Source organism: Candidatus Agathobaculum pullicola (assembly GCF_052117205.1).
GTDB classification, from domain to species: domain Bacteria; phylum Bacillota; class Clostridia; order Oscillospirales; family Butyricicoccaceae; genus Agathobaculum; species Agathobaculum pullicola.
In genome coordinates this window covers 33,107-51,515 of record NZ_JBQKJP010000011.1, presented here as the reverse complement: position 1 = coordinate 51,515, position 18,409 = coordinate 33,107, and the positions used below count along the sequence as shown (strand labels likewise).

Annotated in this window: 15 protein-coding genes; all 15 read left to right on the top strand. The window is 55.2% G+C overall.

Features of this window, described 5'->3' with window-relative positions; genetic code table 11:
• Window positions 1-4: 4 nt before the first annotated feature.
• The 15 genes from ACTQ3V_RS06085 to ACTQ3V_RS06015 all read left to right on the top strand — a co-directional run bounded on the left by ACTQ3V_RS06085 (window position 5) and on the right by ACTQ3V_RS06015 (window position 18,403).
• Complete coding sequence (locus tag ACTQ3V_RS06085) at window positions 5-409, top strand: hypothetical protein (protein ID WP_441466753.1); 405 nt, start codon at window positions 5-7, stop codon at window positions 407-409.
• A gap of 11 nt (window positions 410-420) precedes the next feature.
• A complete protein-coding gene (locus ACTQ3V_RS06080) occupies window positions 421-1,392 on the top strand; it encodes a DUF3991 domain-containing protein (RefSeq protein WP_441466752.1) in 972 nt (323 codons plus the stop codon).
• Window positions 1,393-1,559: 167 nt separating this feature from the next.
• Window positions 1,560-1,865 (top strand): plasmid mobilization protein, encoded by a 306-nt coding sequence (locus tag ACTQ3V_RS06075; RefSeq protein ID WP_441466751.1) that lies wholly within the window; start codon window positions 1,560-1,562, stop codon window positions 1,863-1,865.
• Window position 1,866: 1 nt separating this feature from the next.
• The gene (locus ACTQ3V_RS06070; RefSeq protein WP_441466750.1) at window positions 1,867-3,336 is read left to right on the top strand and encodes a relaxase/mobilization nuclease domain-containing protein; all 1,470 of its coding nucleotides are present in this window, start codon (window positions 1,867-1,869) and stop codon (window positions 3,334-3,336) included.
• Window positions 3,227-3,730: a PcfB family protein gene (locus ACTQ3V_RS06065; protein WP_441466766.1), complete on the top strand. Its 504-nt coding sequence runs from the start codon at window positions 3,227-3,229 to the stop codon at window positions 3,728-3,730. Before ACTQ3V_RS06070 ends, ACTQ3V_RS06065 begins: the two co-directional genes overlap by 110 nt.
• The gene (locus ACTQ3V_RS06060; RefSeq protein WP_441466749.1) at window positions 3,727-4,695 is read left to right on the top strand and encodes a cell wall anchor protein; all 969 of its coding nucleotides are present in this window, start codon (window positions 3,727-3,729) and stop codon (window positions 4,693-4,695) included. The genes ACTQ3V_RS06065 and ACTQ3V_RS06060 overlap by 4 nt, the downstream gene beginning before the upstream one ends.
• Window positions 4,667-5,410: a class D sortase gene (locus ACTQ3V_RS06055; protein WP_441466748.1), complete on the top strand. Its 744-nt coding sequence runs from the start codon at window positions 4,667-4,669 to the stop codon at window positions 5,408-5,410. The genes ACTQ3V_RS06060 and ACTQ3V_RS06055 overlap by 29 nt, the downstream gene beginning before the upstream one ends.
• Window positions 5,411-5,485: 75 nt before the next feature.
• Entirely contained in the window at window positions 5,486-10,402 is a 4,917-nt protein-coding gene (locus ACTQ3V_RS06050; RefSeq protein ID WP_441466747.1) for a SpaA isopeptide-forming pilin-related protein, read from the top strand.
• A gap of 3 nt (window positions 10,403-10,405) precedes the next feature.
• Window positions 10,406-12,289 carry a VirD4-like conjugal transfer protein, CD1115 family gene (locus tag ACTQ3V_RS06045; RefSeq protein WP_441466746.1) on the top strand — a complete coding sequence of 628 codons (1,884 nt, stop codon included), beginning with the start codon at window positions 10,406-10,408 and terminating at the stop codon, window positions 12,287-12,289.
• Window positions 12,180-12,500 (top strand): TrbC/VirB2 family protein, encoded by a 321-nt coding sequence (locus ACTQ3V_RS06040; RefSeq protein ID WP_441466765.1) that lies wholly within the window; start codon window positions 12,180-12,182, stop codon window positions 12,498-12,500. Before ACTQ3V_RS06045 ends, ACTQ3V_RS06040 begins: the two co-directional genes overlap by 110 nt.
• Before the next feature lie 71 nt (window positions 12,501-12,571).
• Window positions 12,572-13,414, top strand: coding sequence for a VirB6/TrbL-like conjugal transfer protein, CD1112 family (locus ACTQ3V_RS06035; RefSeq protein WP_441466745.1), 843 nt, complete (start codon window positions 12,572-12,574; stop codon window positions 13,412-13,414).
• Between the two features lie 116 nt (window positions 13,415-13,530).
• Window positions 13,531-13,776: a hypothetical protein gene (locus tag ACTQ3V_RS06030; RefSeq protein ID WP_441466744.1), complete on the top strand. Its 246-nt coding sequence runs from the start codon at window positions 13,531-13,533 to the stop codon at window positions 13,774-13,776.
• Window positions 13,777-13,824: 48 nt separating this feature from the next.
• Window positions 13,825-14,175, top strand: a complete 351-nt coding sequence (locus tag ACTQ3V_RS06025; RefSeq protein ID WP_441466743.1) for a PrgI family protein — start codon at window positions 13,825-13,827, stop codon at window positions 14,173-14,175.
• The gene (locus ACTQ3V_RS06020; protein WP_441466742.1) at window positions 14,172-16,508 is read left to right on the top strand and encodes a VirB4-like conjugal transfer ATPase, CD1110 family; all 2,337 of its coding nucleotides are present in this window, start codon (window positions 14,172-14,174) and stop codon (window positions 16,506-16,508) included. Before ACTQ3V_RS06025 ends, ACTQ3V_RS06020 begins: the two co-directional genes overlap by 4 nt.
• Complete coding sequence (locus tag ACTQ3V_RS06015; protein ID WP_441466741.1) at window positions 16,505-18,403, top strand: C40 family peptidase; 1,899 nt, start codon at window positions 16,505-16,507, stop codon at window positions 18,401-18,403. The genes ACTQ3V_RS06020 and ACTQ3V_RS06015 overlap by 4 nt, the downstream gene beginning before the upstream one ends.
• The last annotated feature ends 6 nt before the right edge of the window (window positions 18,404-18,409 follow it).

Sequence of the window (18,409 nt, the reverse complement as noted above, 5' to 3'; positions counted from 1 at the left end):
CGAGATGGGGTATCAAGAAAGCTGGCTGTATGTACAGCCGCAGATGTGTTTTTCTAATCTGATCCGTGCCTACGAAAAGACAGCCAGAACGGATTATTACCGCACGATGGGTGCTGAACCGATGTCCGTTGTCATCCTAAAACGCCCGTTTGGTGAAGTGCCGAAAGGTGTGAAACTTCTCTGGGTATGCGGCGACCGCTGTTTCCATACGCCGGTCGGCGTATTTAACGGCAATCTGAAATCTCCGGCAAAGCTGTGTTTTATTCCGGTGGAACAAGTTCTTGACCCGGATGACTACAGGCTAAAGGGAATCGACCTGAACAGCCGTGCGCCCAGTGAAAACGCCTATATGAAGCGGTACAGTGTGGAGGATTATATTGTGCGAACCAAAGCAGAACGAGAAAGATAGGAGGTTTACCCATGCCCTACGCAACCAAAGCGCAGATCGAGCGCGCCCGTCAGCCTGACCTGCTGACCTTTCTCCGGCGATACAAGCCGGATGAACTCATTCCCACCGGTCCCGGAGCGTACAAGCTCCGTAGCCACGACAGTCTGAAAATCTCCAACGGAAAATGGTGCTGGTGGTCCCACGATAAAACGGGTGGTGTCAACGCGCTGGAGTATCTGATCAAAGTCGAAAATATGAAATTTCCCGATGCCGTACAGCTTGTCAATGAGCAGTGCGGCTTTTTTGATGCTCGCGAAGTGCAGTCTGCGCCCGTCAAACAGAAAGAAACGCCGAAAGCAGAATTTCTTCTGCCGGTACGTTTCCAGAACAACAAGCGTGTGACCGCCTATCTGCTTTCACGCGGCATTGACATGGCGATACTCGACTACTGCTTTCAGCATGGACTTCTGTATGAAGCCGCCGACTATCACAACGCTGTCTTCGTCGGCTATGACGGCAAAACACCACGGTACGCTACACTGCGCGGAACACTCTCCGGCAACGGCTTCAAGCGAGATGTGACCGGCAGCAGCAAGCAATTCTGCTTTTCCATCACCGGAAAAGGCAATGGAAAACTGAATGTGTTCGAGTGTGCCATTGACGCGCTCTCCTATCTCACACAGGTAAAAATGCAGGGTGCGGACTGGCGGCAGGAGTCCGTTCTTTCTCTCGGCGGCGTTTACAAATCCACTCCCAACGAAGTTCCCAAAGTCCCGGTAGCACTGCAAGGCTATCTGAACGCTCATGCCGATGTTTGCGAAATTGTGCTGCGGCTGGATAACGACGCGGTAGGCCGCGGCGCGGCCAGTGCTATCTCGCAGGCAATTACTAACCTGCCCGTATCGGTGGAACTGCCCGCTGATGGCAAGGACTACAATGAATGGCTCATGCGTCAGAAAGGCATCTCTCCGCGACCGAGGGCGAGAAACGAGCCGGAACGGTAAGCCGCAGGCGGCTTGAAATTCGGTGCGGCTCTGTCCGCTCCGAATTTCCTTGCAAGCATAGCAAAATGACAGCATTTTGCGGAATACGCCGTTCGTAACCGAACAGTGCGGCTTGTCAGGGAGCGCCCTGAAACCCCGATTTATTACAATCCCGATAGGAGGAAAACATGAAACTGAGAGAACGAAAAATCACCGTCCGTCTGACGGACGCAGAACGTGGCCACCTGCTGGAGCAGGCAGAGCTGGCTGGACTGAAGATTGAGCCGTTTGTCCGCAATGTGATCCTCGGTGTGCGGATGCAACCGCGTCCCAAAGAGGAGTGGGCGGAGCTGCTGCGGCAGACCTCCGGCATTGCCAACAACATCAATCAGATCACCAAGCGCGTCAACTCCGGCGAGCCGGTGACGGAGGAAACTCTGCGCCTCATCGCAGATATGCAGTCGCAGATCTGGGAAAAACTCAAGGCGTTCTGACATGGCGATTACCAAAGTGTTCGCCATACGAAGCCGATTTGAGAAAACCGTTCAATACGCCGCAAACGAAGAAAAGACCTCCCTTTCCGGCATGATCGAATACGCCGTCAACCCGGACAAAACCGAGAAGCGGCTGTTTGAAAGCTGTCTAAACTGCGTGAGCGTCGAAAATGCCGCACGGGATATGGAACGCACCAAGCGGCGTTACAACAAGACCGGCGGCATACAGGGCTATCACATTATCCAATCCTTTCAGCCGGGTGAGATTACCCCGGAGCAGACCCACGCCATCGGTGTAGAGTTTGCGCGACGGCTGTTCGGAGAGCGGTTCGAGATAGTTGTTGGAACCCACCTCGATAAACACCATCTGCACAACCACATAGCGGTCAATTCCGTGTCCTTTCTGGACGGCAGGAAACTACGCTGCAATATGAAAACCTACTTCAAAGAAATCCAGAAGGTGTCGGACGACCTGTGCCGCGAATACGGTCTGTCCGTCATTCTGCCGAAAGGCAAAGGAAAAAGCCATCAGGAATGGCAGGCGGCGAAGTCCAAACAGCCTACCATCCGGGAGCAGATACGCCGGGACATTGATGATATAGTCGGGCAATCGCTCAACTTTACGACCTTTCTGGACGGTCTGCGAAAAGCCGGTTATCAAATTCACGCTGGGAACCGAAAACACACCGCTGTCAAGCCGCCCTACGGAAAGGGCTTCATCCGGCTGGATAGTCTGGGCGAAAACTACACCGATGGCGCCATCGAGCAGCGCATTTTGTCGCAGCATTGCTGGAGCAAACCGAAAAAGCCGCCTGTACCGCGCCGCTATGTCTGTAAAGGCCACTTGAAGAAGTACCCCAAAGCACATGGCTTCCGTGCATTGTATTTCCGCTATGTCTACCTGCTGCGCGGGGCGGTCAAGGGACGCGGATCGAAAAAGGTCAGCCGGTATCTTTGGGAGGACACGATACGGTTTGAGCAATACCTGAAGCAGCACCGGTTTCTGTGCGAACACCATATCGACACCGCCTCAGACCTGCAAAACACGAAACACACCCTCACAGAGCGGCTTGAAGTCGCGCTGCTTGAGCGAAAACCACTTTATGAAGAAAGAAGGCGCGCCGATGAAACACAAAAACAAGTGCTGTCGCAGGAGATCAGCACGCGCACCGCCCAGATCAAGTCGCTCCGCCGAGAACTGCGGCTCTGCGCGCAGATCGAAGCGGACGCAGAACGGGTGCAGACCCGTGTTCACGAAGCTACATTGATACAGAAGGAGGAACGATACCATGAGTCAAGGCAGCGAAGCCGCCGAGCAGATGACGCGCGAAGCCATCCAGATTTCCGAAGCGGCGGCAAAGTTGGCGGCGCTGGGTGCGAAGAACCTTGCGGCTCTGTGTCTAGCACTGGCCAACGAGAACCAGAAACTGCGCGGCAAGACCCACATGAACGCCCTGCTTCGCAGCGGTAAGGAGCTGCGGGTGTTTGACCTGAAAGAACCGGACTTAGCCATTTTCAAGCAGGAAGCGAAGAAATACGGCGTTCTGTTCAGCGTCATCAAAGACGGCGCAAACGGAAACGGTCATGTGGACATCCTGGCGAAAGCCGAGGATGTGTCCAAGCTGAACCGTATTTTCGAGCGCCTGCACTATGCCGCGCCGGAGCGTGCAAAATCGGAGGACGAGCCGTTAAAAAAAGCCGAGTCCCGTGTTCTGCAAGAGAACAGATCCGCCGAGCGCGGGACTGGCTGGAAGCAAGAGAAAGCGGAGATTGAAGAACCGCTGTCTGTTATCGCACGGATACGGCAATATAAGCGGCAGGAACGGCAGACGCCGCCTCTGCCCGGAAAGGAAAAAGAGAGATGAAGAAAACAATCACGATTCTTGCGGTGTTGCTGCTGCTCAGCACGACTACTGCGTTTGCAGCAGAATACCCATCACAAGTCAGCTATAACCTCTATAACGGCATCTTTGAAGTCCGAAAAACCTATGAGATGCAGGTAAATCAGGAACCGTCCGCACAGGTGAAGCAAGGTTTTGAGCAGGACGGCTATTCGTTTGTCCTTACGGATATGCTCCGGCAAGAGCTGCCCGAACAGCAGAGCAAAGCATACACCGAAACTGTTACGGTCAACAGTGGCAGCAAGGAACTGACGGCCATTCTCCCTTTGCTTGCGGACACCAAAGAAATCACGACTGAGGACGGTTTCACTGGCACACTCAAACTGGATACCAGCACGATTACCGTAGAACCCGCTGGCTACAAGAACAATTCGTGGACAGTTTCGGCCACACGAACCTACCCCAATCTCAGCAGCATGGACTTGGAGTATGTCCCTAAGACTACGACGGAAAACGGGCGTACACTGAACTTCTCGACTGTGGACTGGCAGACGGATAATACGGAAAATGTGGACGATGATACCATCGGCAACCGATTTTCCGCCATCGTCACCTACACGGGAACAGCGTCCAGCCGCAATGTGACCGGCTACACGGTCACGGCGCAATACAGCGGCGAGGTGGAGAAGGTATCACTGGATAAGGTGCAGTATGTGGCGGTTTTTCACGGAACACCGCTTGTCGTGCCGGAGGTGGAAGCCCCCGAAGTTCAGACGATGGACTGGCGGTATCTAGCCATTCCGGGAGGACTGGTCCTGCTCTGCCTGGCAGGTTTTATCGCAGCCAAAATCAAGAACAGAAAGAAAGGACAGAACGAGGATGAAACGATCTATGACGCAGATTACAAGGTTGTCAAAAGCAGCAAGGATGCTGGGACTGACGCTGGTGGCAGCGACAGCGATGAGCATTACCCCGGCGTTAGCTCTTGAGTACACAGAAGCCGATGCTCCGGCAGGCAGCTTTGGTAAGTCCACCAGCATCGAGCCGGTGACGGTGGTTGGGGGAACAAATATCTTTGAAACTGATGTGAGCAAGAACGCCGCCTATATTCCGCCTGCATTTGGCAGTCCGATGGCAGATATGCCCGGTTCTGGTGAGCGGCTGACACCCAATCTGCTGACCGGTGGGTATCTGGAAAGCGGCACGGCAAGTAGCGGCACTACTGGCACTGCTACGGTCATGCCGCCTGCCGCAGAAACGCCCTCGAACAGCGGCACTACTTGGAGCAGCGGTTATACCACTGTGACCAGCAGCCTGTATTACAAGGATGGTTCCCTTGGTACGCTCTCTGCGCCTGCCATTGGACTGAGCGCCAAAATCTATCAGGGGACGGATAGCACCGCAATGAGAAAAGGCGCAGGCCATTTTACCGAAACTTCTATCTGGGACGGCAATGTGGCTTTCGCTGGACATAATCGCGGCGTAAACAACCATTTCGGCAAGATACACACGCTGAAAAATGGTGACACCATCACGCTGACCACCACACTCGGAACACGCAGATATTCCGTCTATTCGGTGCGAAAGGTATCTGTGAATGATGTGAGTGTACTGAATCCGTCCGATGAGAACATGGTAACGCTGGTGACCTGCGTAATGAACCAGCCGGACTACCGCTGGTGTGTACAGGCTCGGCAAAAATAATATCGATGTGAATCACTTTACAGCGGCACAAACCTGAAAAATGGTTTGTGCTGCTACTGTTTTCAGGAGGTATTTATGCGAAAAAGAATGATAGCGATGCTTCTGTGCATCGCAACGATGCTGAGCCTTTGCACGGGCTTCGCATCGGCGGCCAGCAGCACCATCGGCGGTGCGCTGGGCGAGGTGAATATCACCAACGGCGGCTATAAAATGTCCTATCTCAGCATGAACGGCGTTGTCCGATCCCAGTCCTATACCTACTTCAATTTCAAGTCGGCCAGCGGCGCGATCAAGGAAATCCCGGCCTACTGCATCAACCCTACAACAAAGGGTGTGCCGCAGTCGGTCAGTCCCGGCACGAGCATCAAATATATTGCAAACGAGGCCAGCAACGACCCGAAGATCGTCGGAATCATCGCCAATGGCTACCCTCATCGCGGTCTGTCTGAACTTAAGCTGGACAATAAGTATCAGGCGTACTACGCCACGAAGATGGCGCTCTGGTGCTATCTCATCGACGGCTGGAGCATTGACCGGTTGAAGGTCAACCCGTCCCTGTCCGGTGTGGAGAAGGAACGCGGCGAAAAACTGCTGGCGGCGGCAAAGGACATCTACAAACGCGGTATCTGGTGGAACCGTGTGCCGCAGCCTACCATCACAGTGACAGCCGATAAAGATTCGGCCTATCCCGTCACCATAGACGGCAAGGAATACTTGCAGCAGGTGTTCACGGCGGATTCGGAAACATGGGTTTGCGACTATGACATCGACATCGGATTCACCATGCCGGATGAAGTGCCGGAGGGCACCCGTATCGTAGACATGAATAACAACGACATCACCAAAATCAGAACCTCGCCCAACGGGGCCAGCTATGCCGGTCAGTTCAAGGTGCTGTATCCCAAGGACAGCGTAAATGACCAGACCGGCGCGGTGCAGATGTCGCTGCACGCCAATGTCTACAAGTATGCCATCTACTACGCGCTGTGCGCGGAAACCAGCAAATACGGCACCTTGCAGCGGTATATGTGCGACACCGACCCTACCACTGAAATTCGGCAGTCCACTTTCAGCCGCTATTCTTCTACGCCGTCTGATACCCCGGACGAACCGGAAACGTCCACAGAAACTACCCTTATCATTAAAAAGGTAGAAACCGGAACGAATACGCCCCTTTCTGGCGCAACTTTCGAGGTAAAGGCACCGGATGGGACGGTCCTCGGCAGCTTTGTCACGGATACCAGCGGCAAGATCATTATTCCGCTGACCCTCTCCGGCCAGTATGTCATTACAGAGAAAGCAGCGCCCAAGTGGCACCTGCTGGGCACGGAAACTACCAAGACCGTTTCCGTGGACTACGGCAATACCGCGACTGTCACCTTTGAAAACGCACCCTACGGCAATCTGCGCGTGGACAAGATCGACGCGGACAGCGGCGCTTCTCTCGCCGGTGCGACTGTGGAGATCAAGCACATCGAAAGCGGTGTCACCCAGACCGGCACCACCGACCTCGGCGGCAGCGTGTACTTCGACAAGCTAAAACCCGGTGCATATCAGGTGCGCGAGGTGTCTGCCCCCGGCGGCTATGTCAAGGACGACCAGACCTACACCGTGAATGTGACTTCCGGCACGGAAACCAGCTTTGTGCTGAAAAATCAGGCCAAACCGGGTCTTATCATCACCAAGTACGATGAGCAGACCCATGAAGTCCTGCCCGATGTGACCTTTGAAGTTACCCGCGATACTGTTCTCATCGGCTCGTTCTCCACGGACGAGATGGGACAGATCCGCCTGACCGACCTCCAGCCGGGAACCTATCTGGTAAAGGAGGTTTCCACCAGTGCAGGTTATGTGCTGGACAGCACGCCGCAGCAGATCGAACTCACCGCAGGCGGCGGTATCAAAACACTGACTTTCTTCAACACTGTCAAGCCCGGTATCCACATCATCAAGGTGGACAGCCGCACGATGGAGCCGCTGACCAATGTCAAGTTCCGCATTTCTCTGGTAGGCGGCACTTTCTCCAAGGAATATGTGACCGACAAGAACGGCGAGATCGACCTGACCGCGTTGGAGCCGGGCGCATATACCGTGGAGGAAATTACCGCGCCGAATGGTTATCTGATGGATGATGACAAGCGCGTTATCCAGATCAATGCCGGAGAAAATGCTCGTTTCGTGTTCACCAATACGGAAAAGCCGGTCCTGTCCGTGGTGAAATACGACGCGGAGAACGACAGCTATCTTGCTGGTGCAACTTTCCGTATCGCAAAGATCGAGGACGGCAGCCACTACCTCGACCGCGTGACCGACACCAACGGGCGCATCTCCATCTCTGATTTGGAACCGGGCGTGTACTCGGTCAAGGAGATCGCAGCGCCCAGCGGCTATGTGCTGAATGACACGGAATACCATGCAGAGCTGTTTCCCGGCAAGGACAGCACGCTGGTGGTGAACAATGAGAAGAAGCCCAATCTCAAAATCGTAAAGACTGACGCCGTGACGGGCGCACCGCTGGCCAGTGTGACCTTCACCGTCAACAAAGCAGACAGCAGCACGCTCACCACCGTCAAGACCGATGCCAACGGCGAGGCTCTGCTCACCGCCCTTGACCCCGGTGTGTATGTGGTGCGTGAAACCAGTGTGCCGGACGGTTATCTGCTGGACAGCGAGGCGCAGACCATCACCCTCGTTCCCAATAAAACGGGTACGGTGCGTTTCCGCAATTATCCCAAACCTACCCTGACCATCGACAAGGTGGACAGCATTACGAAAGACCCCATCAAGGGCGCAAAGTTCCACATCACCTATGCCAGCAACAACAGCTTCACCGGAGAACTGAACGACCTCGGCACCTATTTCACCGATGAAAACGGTCAGATCAAACTCAGCAAGCTGCGCGACGGCTGGTATCGTGCGACCGAAGTGGAACCGGCTGCGGGCTACGCCATCAAAGACCCGGCCACGCAGGACTGTTTCATTCAGGCAGGCACCGGCAAAGTGCTGACCTTTGAGAACACGCCGCTTTCGGCGCTCATCATCAAAAAGGTGGACGCGGACAGCGGAGCCATGCTGCAAGGCGCAAAGTTCCGTGTGCGCTATCTGGGCGGAACCTCCGGCACCGGCGGCACGGTCATCGGAGAATACACCACCTCGGCCAACGGCACCATCGTCATTACCGGGCTGAAGGCTGGAACCTATGTCGTTGAGGAAACGAAAGCCCCCACAGGCTATGAGATCGACGACACGCCGCAGACCGTCTATCTCTCCGGTAAGGAGCAGGATGTGGTGACGGTGGAGTTTTCCAACGGCAAACACGGCGATCTTATCATCGACAAGATCGACAGCGTGACCAAGCAGCCGCTTCCCGGCGCACAGTTCAAAATCACGACCTCAGATGGTTCGTTTGTCGGAAACTACGGCGGCACGGTCACTTCTAATGGCATTTACACCACGGACAGCAACGGCCAGATCAAGCTGGTGGACCTCAAACCGGATACTTATGTGGTAACGGAGATCAAAGCGCCGGACGGCTATGTGCTGGACAGCACCTCGCAGACCGTTAAGGTCGACCGCAACGACACGCAGACGCTGACCTTTACCAACACGCCCATCGGCGGCGGTCAGATCATCAAGGTGGACGCGGACAGCGGTGAGCGCATCAAGGGTGTGCAGTTTGAGATCGCTAAGATGAACGGCGAGCGCATCGGCACCTACACCACCGACAGCAACGGCGTTATCACGCTCCCGCAGCTTGCGGACGGCTGGTACACCGCCACCGAGATCAAAGCTGCAAAGGGCTATCTGCTGGACAGTACGCCCCACAATTTTGAGGTGAAAGCTGGTAAAACGACCTCGCTGACCATCGAGAACACGCAGGCCAGCTCCATGCTCATCCACAAGATCGATAGTGTGACCGGCAAGGGCATTTACGGCGTGACTTTCCTCGTTTCGGACAGCAAGGGAAATCCCATCGGCCAGTACACCTCCGACCAGAACGGCTATGTCTATATCGACAAGACGCTGACGGACGGAAAGTACCTGGTGCGGGAAATCCAGGCGGCGGACGGTTATGTGCTGGATACCACAGTCAAAACCTTCTATGTGGAATACGGCGGCACTTCTACGATCACATGGAAGAACACGCCCACGATGGGACAAATCCAAATCACCAAGAAATCCGCAGACGATAACCCATTCAATGCGCTTGTGGCCGGAACTCTTTTGCCCGGTGCGACCTTTGAAATTTATAATCGTGCCGGTGATTTGGTAAATACCGTTGTTACTGATAAGAATGGTGTTGCGAAATCGGATACCCTGCCTTTGGGTCGCTACACCATCCGCGAAACCAAAGCACCGGTATTCTACAGCGCCACCACACAGCCTATCGAGGTGGAGATCGAATTCTCCGGCCAGATCGTGCGCGTGGAAGTGCTGAACCAGAGCGTTTACACCAATGTTTCCGTGACCAAGCGCGGCTACAAGCAGGTTACGCCGTCCCAGACTATCCGCTACGACTTCAAGAACATCGCCAACAACTCCACCGTACCGCTGAACAGCTTCTACTGGCGCGACACACTGCCGACTTCGGCGGTACGCCTGACCAAGATCATTACCGGCACATGGAACCAGAAACTCAGTTATAAGGTGGTCTACAAGACCAATCTGCATGACTACCGCACGCTGGCGGACAACCTATCCACTATGAAGAACTATTCGCTGGACGCTTCGCCTGCGGCACTGGGACTGGCCTCCAACGAGTATATGACCGACTTCATGTTTGTTTTCGGCACGGTCAAGGCTGGCTTTGCACAGGTGGATGCACCCTATATTCTCTGCTGGACAAATAGCTGGCTGAACAACGGTTACCAGTTTGCAAATCGCACCGATGTAGGCGGCCTGCACGGCGGACAGTGGATCATGGCGACTGACCGCTGGGTAACAACGGTCTACAAGCCGGGTGTTACTACTCTGCCTAAGACCGGCTACTAAGCCGTGAAGCGCGATTCCAACGGAAGCGCCGTCCTGCTTTGGGCGGCGCTTGCCGTTTTCGTGGTCTGGCTGGCACTGCTGGGCGGTGGGTGCTGTGGTGAAGGTCTTGGGCTGTTTGAATGGCTGAACGCCTTTTCCGCTGCATTGGAAACCCCGTTTTCCATCCACATTACGCCGTACACAAAGAAATTTGTGCTGATTGCGCTGGCGTTCTATGGCTTTGCCGTGGTGTGGTACTACTCCGAAAAGGGCAACCGCCGACCGGGTGAGGAACACGGCTCTGCCTACTGGGGGCGTCCGCAAGAGGTATGCGCCCACTTCCGAACCAAGAAGAACGACCGCTATCTGCTCATTTCCAAGCATATCCGTATCAGCATGAATGTCCGGGCACTGCCGCCGCAGCATCAAGTGAACGCAAACATTCTGGTGATTGGCGGCTCCGGCGCAGGCAAGACACGCTTTTTCATCAAGCCTAATCTCATGCAGGCGGAGTGTTCCTACATTGTATGCGACCCAAAGGGCGAAACCTACCGTGCGGTCGGCGGCTTGCTGGAAAAGATGGGTTATGAAGTGATGATCTTCAACCTTATCGACATGGCGCACTCGGACTGCTATAACCCCTTTGCTTATCTGCACACCGATGTGGACGCATTTCGACTCATCAACACCCTCATTCAAAACACCACGCCGCAGAAGTCGCAGACTTCGGACCCCTTCTGGGACAAGGCCGAAACCGCTTTCCTGTCCGCGCTTATTCTCTACCTGTTCCACGAAGCGCCGGAGAGCGAGCGCAACTTCGGAACCCTGATGTACATGGTCATCAACGCCGAAGCGCGTGAGGAGGATGAAAGCTACCGCAGTCCGGTAGATCTACTCTTTGACGACCTGGAGCGTGTGGACGAAGATCATATCGCGGTGAAAAACTGGAAGGTGTTCAAACAGGCCGGGCCGAAAACCGCAAAATCCATTCTGGTATCTGCATCCACCCGACTGGCGGCGTTCAACACGGAAGAAATGGCGCACCTGACCAGCCGCGATGACCTGTCGCTCGGCACACTGGGCGACCGCAAGCGCGTCATTTTCGCCGTTATTCCCGATGAGGATACCACTTTCAACTATCTTGTGGGTCTGATGTACTCGCAGGCGTTCCGCGAACTGTACCATGCCGCAGACAATAAATACGGCGGTAGACTGCCTGTTCCGGTGCGCGTGCTGATGGACGAGTTCGCCAATGTCGCTTTGCCGGAGGATTTCGAGCGCGTGCTGGCGACCTGCCGCAGCCGTGAAATCTCCATCAACATCGTCATTCAGAATATGGCGCAGCTCAAGAAGCTGTTCAAGGACAGCTGGGAGAATGTGACCGGCAACTGCGACACACTGCTCTATCTGGGCGGCAACGAGGCCAGCACCCATGAATACATTTCTAAGCTGCTGGGCAAGGCCACCATCGACACCCGCACGCGCGGCGTGACGAAGGGACGCAGCGGCTCCAGTAGCACCAATTATCAGAACGCAGGGCGTGAACTGCTCATGCCGGATGAGGTTCGGATGCTGGATAACCGCAAGGCGCTCGTCTTCATTCGCGGCGAACGCCCGGTGATGGATGACAAGTATCCTATCCAAAAACATCCAAACTATCGTTTTTCTGCGGACGGCGGACAGCCGCCGTATGAAAAGCGGTTTGACATTCCCTGCTATGAGCGAAACGACCTGTCCCATGAAATCGACATCAAAAATCTCGAAATACTGGAGGAAACACAATATGAAGAAGAAACCCATTCTGACCTCGGACGAGAGGACGCGCAAGGCAAAGCGCCGCTATTTCACCGCTGCACTGACCTGTGTTCTCGCCTGCGCCATCTGTACGCCCGCTTTCGCCGCCGGTGATGACCCGCTGACTGCCATCAACAACCTGTCCACCTTCGTCTTTTCCGCCATCAAAGCCATCGGCGTGATCTTGCTTGGCTGGGGCGTGGTGCAGATTGGCCTGAGCTTGCAGTCCCATGACCCATCGCAGCGCAGCACCGGCTTCCTGACCTTTTTCGGCGGTCTGGTCATCGCGTTTGCAAAGGAAATTCTGGATCTGATCTTGAAGTAAAACACACAAACAGCTTTCAGCCGCCTGCTTCCAGTGAAACAGGCGGCTGACCTTTTCTGGGAGGTGATAACTTGGACGACAACTGGATCGTAGAAAATCTGGAGGGTGCATTTGCCACATGGAACTCCAAGCTGACCGAGATATGGTCACTGGTAAGCGAAACACCGCAGCATTTCAAAGGCGGTGCAATATGGGAGCTGTGCCAGAATATCAACACCGCATTACAGGCTATCGGCTACGGGCTGCTCATTCTGTTTTTCGCCGTCAGTATTTTCCGCAGCACGGCAAATTTTCAGGACTTCCGTAGACCCGAACAGGCGCTCCGATACTTTATACGCTTTGTCGCAGCAAAAACCGCCGTGACCTATGGCATGGACATCATGACTACGCTGTTTACCATCTGCGGCGGTATCGTCAGTTCGGTAGCGGGCAATCTCGGCAATCTCACTGGCGCATCAGTGGCGCTCCCGGAGGAAATCAAAACCGCCATTGATGAAGTGGGGTTCCTGGCGAGTATACCGCTGTGGCTGGTAACGATACTGGGCAGTGTGTTCATCACGGTGCTGTCCTTTGTGATGATACTGACCGTGTACAGCCGATTCTTCCGGCTCTATATGTATACGGCGCTTGCGCCTATCCCACTGTCCACCTTTGCGGGAGATATGACTTCAAACACCGGGCGTACCTTCATCAAAAGCTATCTTGGCGTGTGCATGGAGGGCGCGGTCATCGTGCTTGCCTGCATGATATTCTCCGCATTTGTCAGCGGCGGTTCACCTGGCATTGCCGACCCGAATGCTTCAGCGGTGACGATGGTATGGAGCTATCTCGCGGAAACAATCTTCAATATGTTGGTGCTGGTGGGATTGGTCAAGGGCGCAGACCGCATTGTGAAGGAAATGATGGCACTGTAAAAGTACAGATTATGGGACAGATATGGCGCTAAACTGATAATGAAGATTTCACAGACCAACATTTTTTGCGGAAACTTCCAAACTGCGCTATGCTGAATTCATAGGAGGTGCTGACTATGTTCCATCAAATTATTTTCCCGCTTTTGCTCATCCTGTTGCTTCCCGTATGGCTTCGCCTGCTCGTCAGACTGAGATTGGGGCCGGCGCTTATCTATGTGGTGCTAGGCAATACGGTGTGGCTGGACTGGGCCGCGCATCATACCGCATTGGCAGACGGTATCCTGTATACCATCTTAGGTATAACGGCACTGAGCTGGGGCGTGACCTTTTACCATCGAATCAGAGAAAACTACATCAAATAAACCGGAGGGGGGTGCATTGTGCATCCCTCTTTTGCTTGGAGGTTACACATGGAAATACGCATCAATCGTGAGGTGCGAAACTATCACGAATCCATCTTCTTCGGACTGTCCGTACGGCAGTTCGGCTGCTCCCTCGGCGCTGTTGCAGTTGCCGTGGGAGCTTATTTTTTACTCAAAGGTACGGTCGGAAAAGAAACGGCAAGCTGGCTCTGTATGCTCTGTGCGGCACCGCTGGCCTCCGCAGGCTTCTTCAAATATAACGGTCTGACCTTTGAGCGCCTGCTTTGGGCGATGTTCAAGACACATATCCTGTGTGCCGGACGGCGGCTCTACAAAAGCGAAAACCTGTATGACAAGCTGCTGCACACGCCGACAAAGAAAGGAAGGAAACGCAAGTGAAGAAAGCACCCTTGAAGCCGAAAAAGGAACGCGCCTCCGTTCGTCTGCCGAAAACTGCCCAGCAGTCTATTCCTATTCGCCGCATCTATCGGGACGGTATCTGGGAGGTGGACAGCAAATTCAGCCGTTGCTGGCGGTTCACCGACATCAACTACGCTGTATCGGACGAGGAAGATAAGAAAGACACGCTCATCAAATACTGTGCGCTGGAAAAGGGCCTGCCCACCGACGCTATCACGAAGATCTCCATCGTCAACAAGCACCTGAACCCGTTGGAATTCCAAAAGGAAATGCTCATGCCCTCCAAACAGGACGGGCGCGACGACTACCGCCGCGAGTACAACCGTATGCTGCTGGACAAGGCCGCTGAGGGCAACGGCATCGTGCAGGATCGCTACATCACGGTTTCGGTGGAGCGCCGCACGATTGAGGAAGCGCGCAGCTTTTTCGCCCGTGTGGGCAGCGACCTTGCAAACAACATGAAAAAACTGGGTTCTCAGCTTTTCGAGCAGGACAACAGTGACCGTCTGCGTGTCCTGCACGACTTCTTCCGTATCGGCGAGGAAGACCGATTCCGCTTCGACTTCGATACCGTAGCAAAGCGCGGCCACTCGTTCAAGGACTCTATCTGCCCGGACAGCATCCAGTTCCATTCTAACTACTTCGAGCTTTCCGACAACAAAGTGGGCCGGGTGTTGTTCCTCAAGGACTATCCGGCCTATCTTGAGGACAGCTTCATCAAGGAACTGACCGAGCTGAACCGCAACCTCATCCTCTCCATCGACATCCAGCCTGTTCCTACGGATAAGGCACTGAAAGAAATTCAAAATCAGGCACTTGCAGTGGAAACCGACATCACCCGCTGGCAGAACAAACAGAACCAGAACAACAACTTTTCTGCCATTCCGCCCATGCAGCTCACCGATGCCCGCGATACCATGCGCTCCATGCTGGACGACCTTACCATGCGCGACCAGCGCATGACGCTGTGTGTGCTGACGCTCGTTCATGTGGCGGACACCAAAGAACAGCTTGACGCGGACACGGATACCATCCGCAGTATCGCAGGCGGCAAAAACTGCGAAATGAACGTGCTGACCTACCAGCAGGAGGACGCGCTGAACACCGTCCTGCCCTACGGTCTGCGCCGCATCGACACCCTGCGGACGCTGACCACTGAGAGCGCCGCCGGACTGGTGCCGTTTTCTTCACAGGAGATACGCCATCGCGGCGGCATTTATTACGGCGTGAACGCCACTAGTCGCAACCTTATCGTCTGCGACCGCAGGCAGCTTCTCAACAGCAACGGCTTTATCCTCGGCGTGTCCGGTTCGGGTAAATCTTTTGCCGCAAAAGAGGAAATAACCTCTATCGCCCTATCCACCGATGATGACATCATCATCGTAGACCCGGAGCGCGAATATGCACCGCTTGTCCGCGCCCTAGGCGGCGAGGTGGTTCAAATTGCGGCAGGCAGTCACAACCACATCAATGCGATGGACATGACCAGCGGTTACGGCGAGGAGGACGACACCGTAAACGGCCCTCTGCTGCTGAAAAGCCAGTTCGTCATGTCACTGTGCGAACAGCTCATGAAACCTTCCCTGATTGACGCGAAAGAGCGTTCTATCATCGCGCGGTGCGTGAAAAGCGTCTATCAGAACTACACGCAGGACGGTACGCCCTCTCCCACACTGAAAGAGTTCCGCGCGGAACTGCTGCGCCAGCCGGAGCCGCAGGCCCAGTCCATCGCGCTGGCGCTGGAACTGTTTGTAGACGGTACGCTGGATGTGTTCGCCTACCAAACCAATGTAGATATGAGCAGCCGCATCATGCTGTTCGACATCTTCGATTTAGGCAGTCAGCTCAAGACCGTGGGAATGCTTGTCATGCTGGACGCGATTTTGAACCGCGTCATTGAGAACCACCGGCGCGGACGGCGCACATGGATCTACATCGACGAAATTTACCTGTTCTTCGCCAACGAGTACAGCACCGGCTTTCTGGAGGAGAGCTGGAAGCGTTTTCGTAAGAAAAATGCCGCCGCGACCGGCATCACGCAGAATGTCACGGACTGCCTGCGCTCTCCCACAGCGAAAAATATGCTGGCGAACTCGGAGTTTCTGCTGATGCTGTCACAGGCTCCCACCGATCAGGAGGAGCTGGTGCGGATGCTCCGCATTTCGGAAGAACAGCTCGGCTACATCAATAACGCTGAGTCGGGACATGGGCTAATCAAGGTTGGCGGCGCACTGGTGCCGTTCATCAACCAGTTCCCGCGGGGTACTGCGTTGTACCGTCTGATGACGACAAAGCCGGGTGAGTCGCTGTGAAAGAGATAAGAACACGCCCCAAAGGCCGGGACATCCAGACCCGGCAGACCACAGCGTTTCTCCCCAAGCAGGCGGCGAAGGTGCTGCGAGAGAACGCAGCCCGTCGTCAGCTCACGGCCAAAAACACAGAGCAGCAGGAAGAAGCGCAGTCTGTGTTCTCGGAACCGGCAAGCCGGTTTGAGACTACCGCACAAAGAGCGGCAGAGATCAGCGCACGGACAGCGTTCCGCTCCGGCAAGGCGCTGGCGCAGAAGCAGTTTGACCGCGCCGTTATTTCCACCAAGCCGAAAGAGAGGGTGGAAAATGCGGCTCCTCTGCGTCAGAGCGATCCGCCGCAAGTCATGCGCGCCAAGCAGCAATTCCGGCAGGAGCAGGCGAAAAAGCAGACTGAACGCCGCCGGGAAACGGTGGTGCGGGAAGCAAAGCAGGAGGCCTTTCGAGTGCAGGACGATTTTGCGTTGCAGGAGCATCGCTTTACGGATACGCCCTCCTCTGTCCCTGTCGATACGCCGAGTATGCATACGCACCGGCGCAGGAAAACCGCATCGACACCGCCCCAAAAAGCAGAAAAGCCGCCCCGTGAACTGATGTTCACAGGGCGGCAAACGCAGTCCATGCGTCAGCAGGCGGCGGCGAAAGCGCAGGCGCAGGTCGCAGCGAAAACAAAAGAGAAAATGCAGCAGCAGTTCGTGCAGGAAACCGCACAAAAGACCGCACAGACGGCAAAACGCACCGCAAAAGGCTTTGTATGGCTTAAAAATGCAGTCATTCGTGCCGGACAAGCAGTGGCACGGGCGGCGGTGGGACTTCTGGGCGGTGCCGGCGCGCTCATTGCGTTGATTTTGGTCATCGGCGGTGCGGCGGCGGTCATCGGGACACCCTTCGGTGTGTTCTGGTCGGGCAATGACAGCGATGCCCAGTCTGTGCCGCAGGCGGTGGCGCGCATCAACAGCGAGTTCGCCGCCGAAATCAGCCGGATACAGGTCGAGAACCCCACCGACAGCGTAGTAATTCACCGGGAGCCGGACGGCGGCAGTGACCTTACCATCCACAACTGGACGGACATCATCGCGGTATTTGCGGTGAAAACTGCCGGTGCGGATGCCGATGCTACAGATGTTGTGACGATAGACGAGGAGCGCATCGACCTCATCCGGCAGGTGTTCTGGGACATGAACGAGGTGAGCTGGTATGTGCAGACCATTGAGCATGAGGACGACACCGAAACCATCCTCCATATCACGATCACAAGCAAAAAAGCAACCGAAATGCCCGACATCTATCATTTCAGCAAGAGCCAGCGCGAAGCACTGACCGAGGTGCTGAAGCCGGAGTACGCACAGATGCTTGCCGAGTTGGTCGGCACCTACGGCGGCGAGGTCAGTCTGGACGAGGCACAGATCCGCGCCATGCTTGCTGCTATGCCGAAAGATGTTTCAGCACAGCGGAAAGCGGTGGTGGAGAAAGCCTACTCCCTGCTCGGCAAGGTGAACTATTTCTGGGGTGGCAAAAGCAGCGCCATCGGCTGGGACTCCCGCTGGGGAACACCCACCCGCGTGACCGCGCCGGGAAGCCGCAGCACGGGGACAGTCCGTCCTTACGGGTTGGACTGCTCCGGTTTTGTGGACTGGGTATTCCACAATTCGCTCGGGTATGTCATCGGTCATGGCGGCGGTGCGGCCAGTCAGCATGGTTATTGCAAACCGATCTCATGGAGCGAAGCCCTGCCGGGTGATCTGGTGTTCTATCCGGGTGACTCCCATGTGGGCATTTTCGTTGGCAAAGACGAGAGCGGCAGCCCGCTCATCATCCACTGCGCCAGTTCACAGAACAATGTGGTGCTGACCGGTTTGCAGGGGTTTACGAGTATCGGCAGACCGGATTGCTTTTCGTAAACGGTT

What these genes read in the sequence shown, in the direction of transcription:
- ACTQ3V_RS06085 (WP_441466753.1), top strand. Translation starts at nt 5, where the DNA reads ATGGGGTATCAAGAAAGCTGGCTGTATGTACAGCCGCAGATGTGTTTT.
- ACTQ3V_RS06080 (WP_441466752.1), top strand. Translation starts at nt 421, where the DNA reads ATGCCCTACGCAACCAAAGCGCAGATCGAGCGCGCCCGTCAGCCTGAC.
- ACTQ3V_RS06075 (WP_441466751.1), top strand. Translation starts at nt 1,560, where the DNA reads ATGAAACTGAGAGAACGAAAAATCACCGTCCGTCTGACGGACGCAGAA.
- ACTQ3V_RS06070 (WP_441466750.1), top strand. Translation starts at nt 1,867, where the DNA reads ATGGCGATTACCAAAGTGTTCGCCATACGAAGCCGATTTGAGAAAACC.
- ACTQ3V_RS06060 (WP_441466749.1), top strand. Translation starts at nt 3,727, where the DNA reads ATGAAGAAAACAATCACGATTCTTGCGGTGTTGCTGCTGCTCAGCACG.
- ACTQ3V_RS06055 (WP_441466748.1), top strand. Translation starts at nt 4,667, where the DNA reads ATGAGCATTACCCCGGCGTTAGCTCTTGAGTACACAGAAGCCGATGCT.
- ACTQ3V_RS06050 (WP_441466747.1), top strand. Translation starts at nt 5,486, where the DNA reads ATGCGAAAAAGAATGATAGCGATGCTTCTGTGCATCGCAACGATGCTG.
- ACTQ3V_RS06030 (WP_441466744.1), top strand. Translation starts at nt 13,531, where the DNA reads ATGTTCCATCAAATTATTTTCCCGCTTTTGCTCATCCTGTTGCTTCCC.
- ACTQ3V_RS06025 (WP_441466743.1), top strand. Translation starts at nt 13,825, where the DNA reads ATGGAAATACGCATCAATCGTGAGGTGCGAAACTATCACGAATCCATC.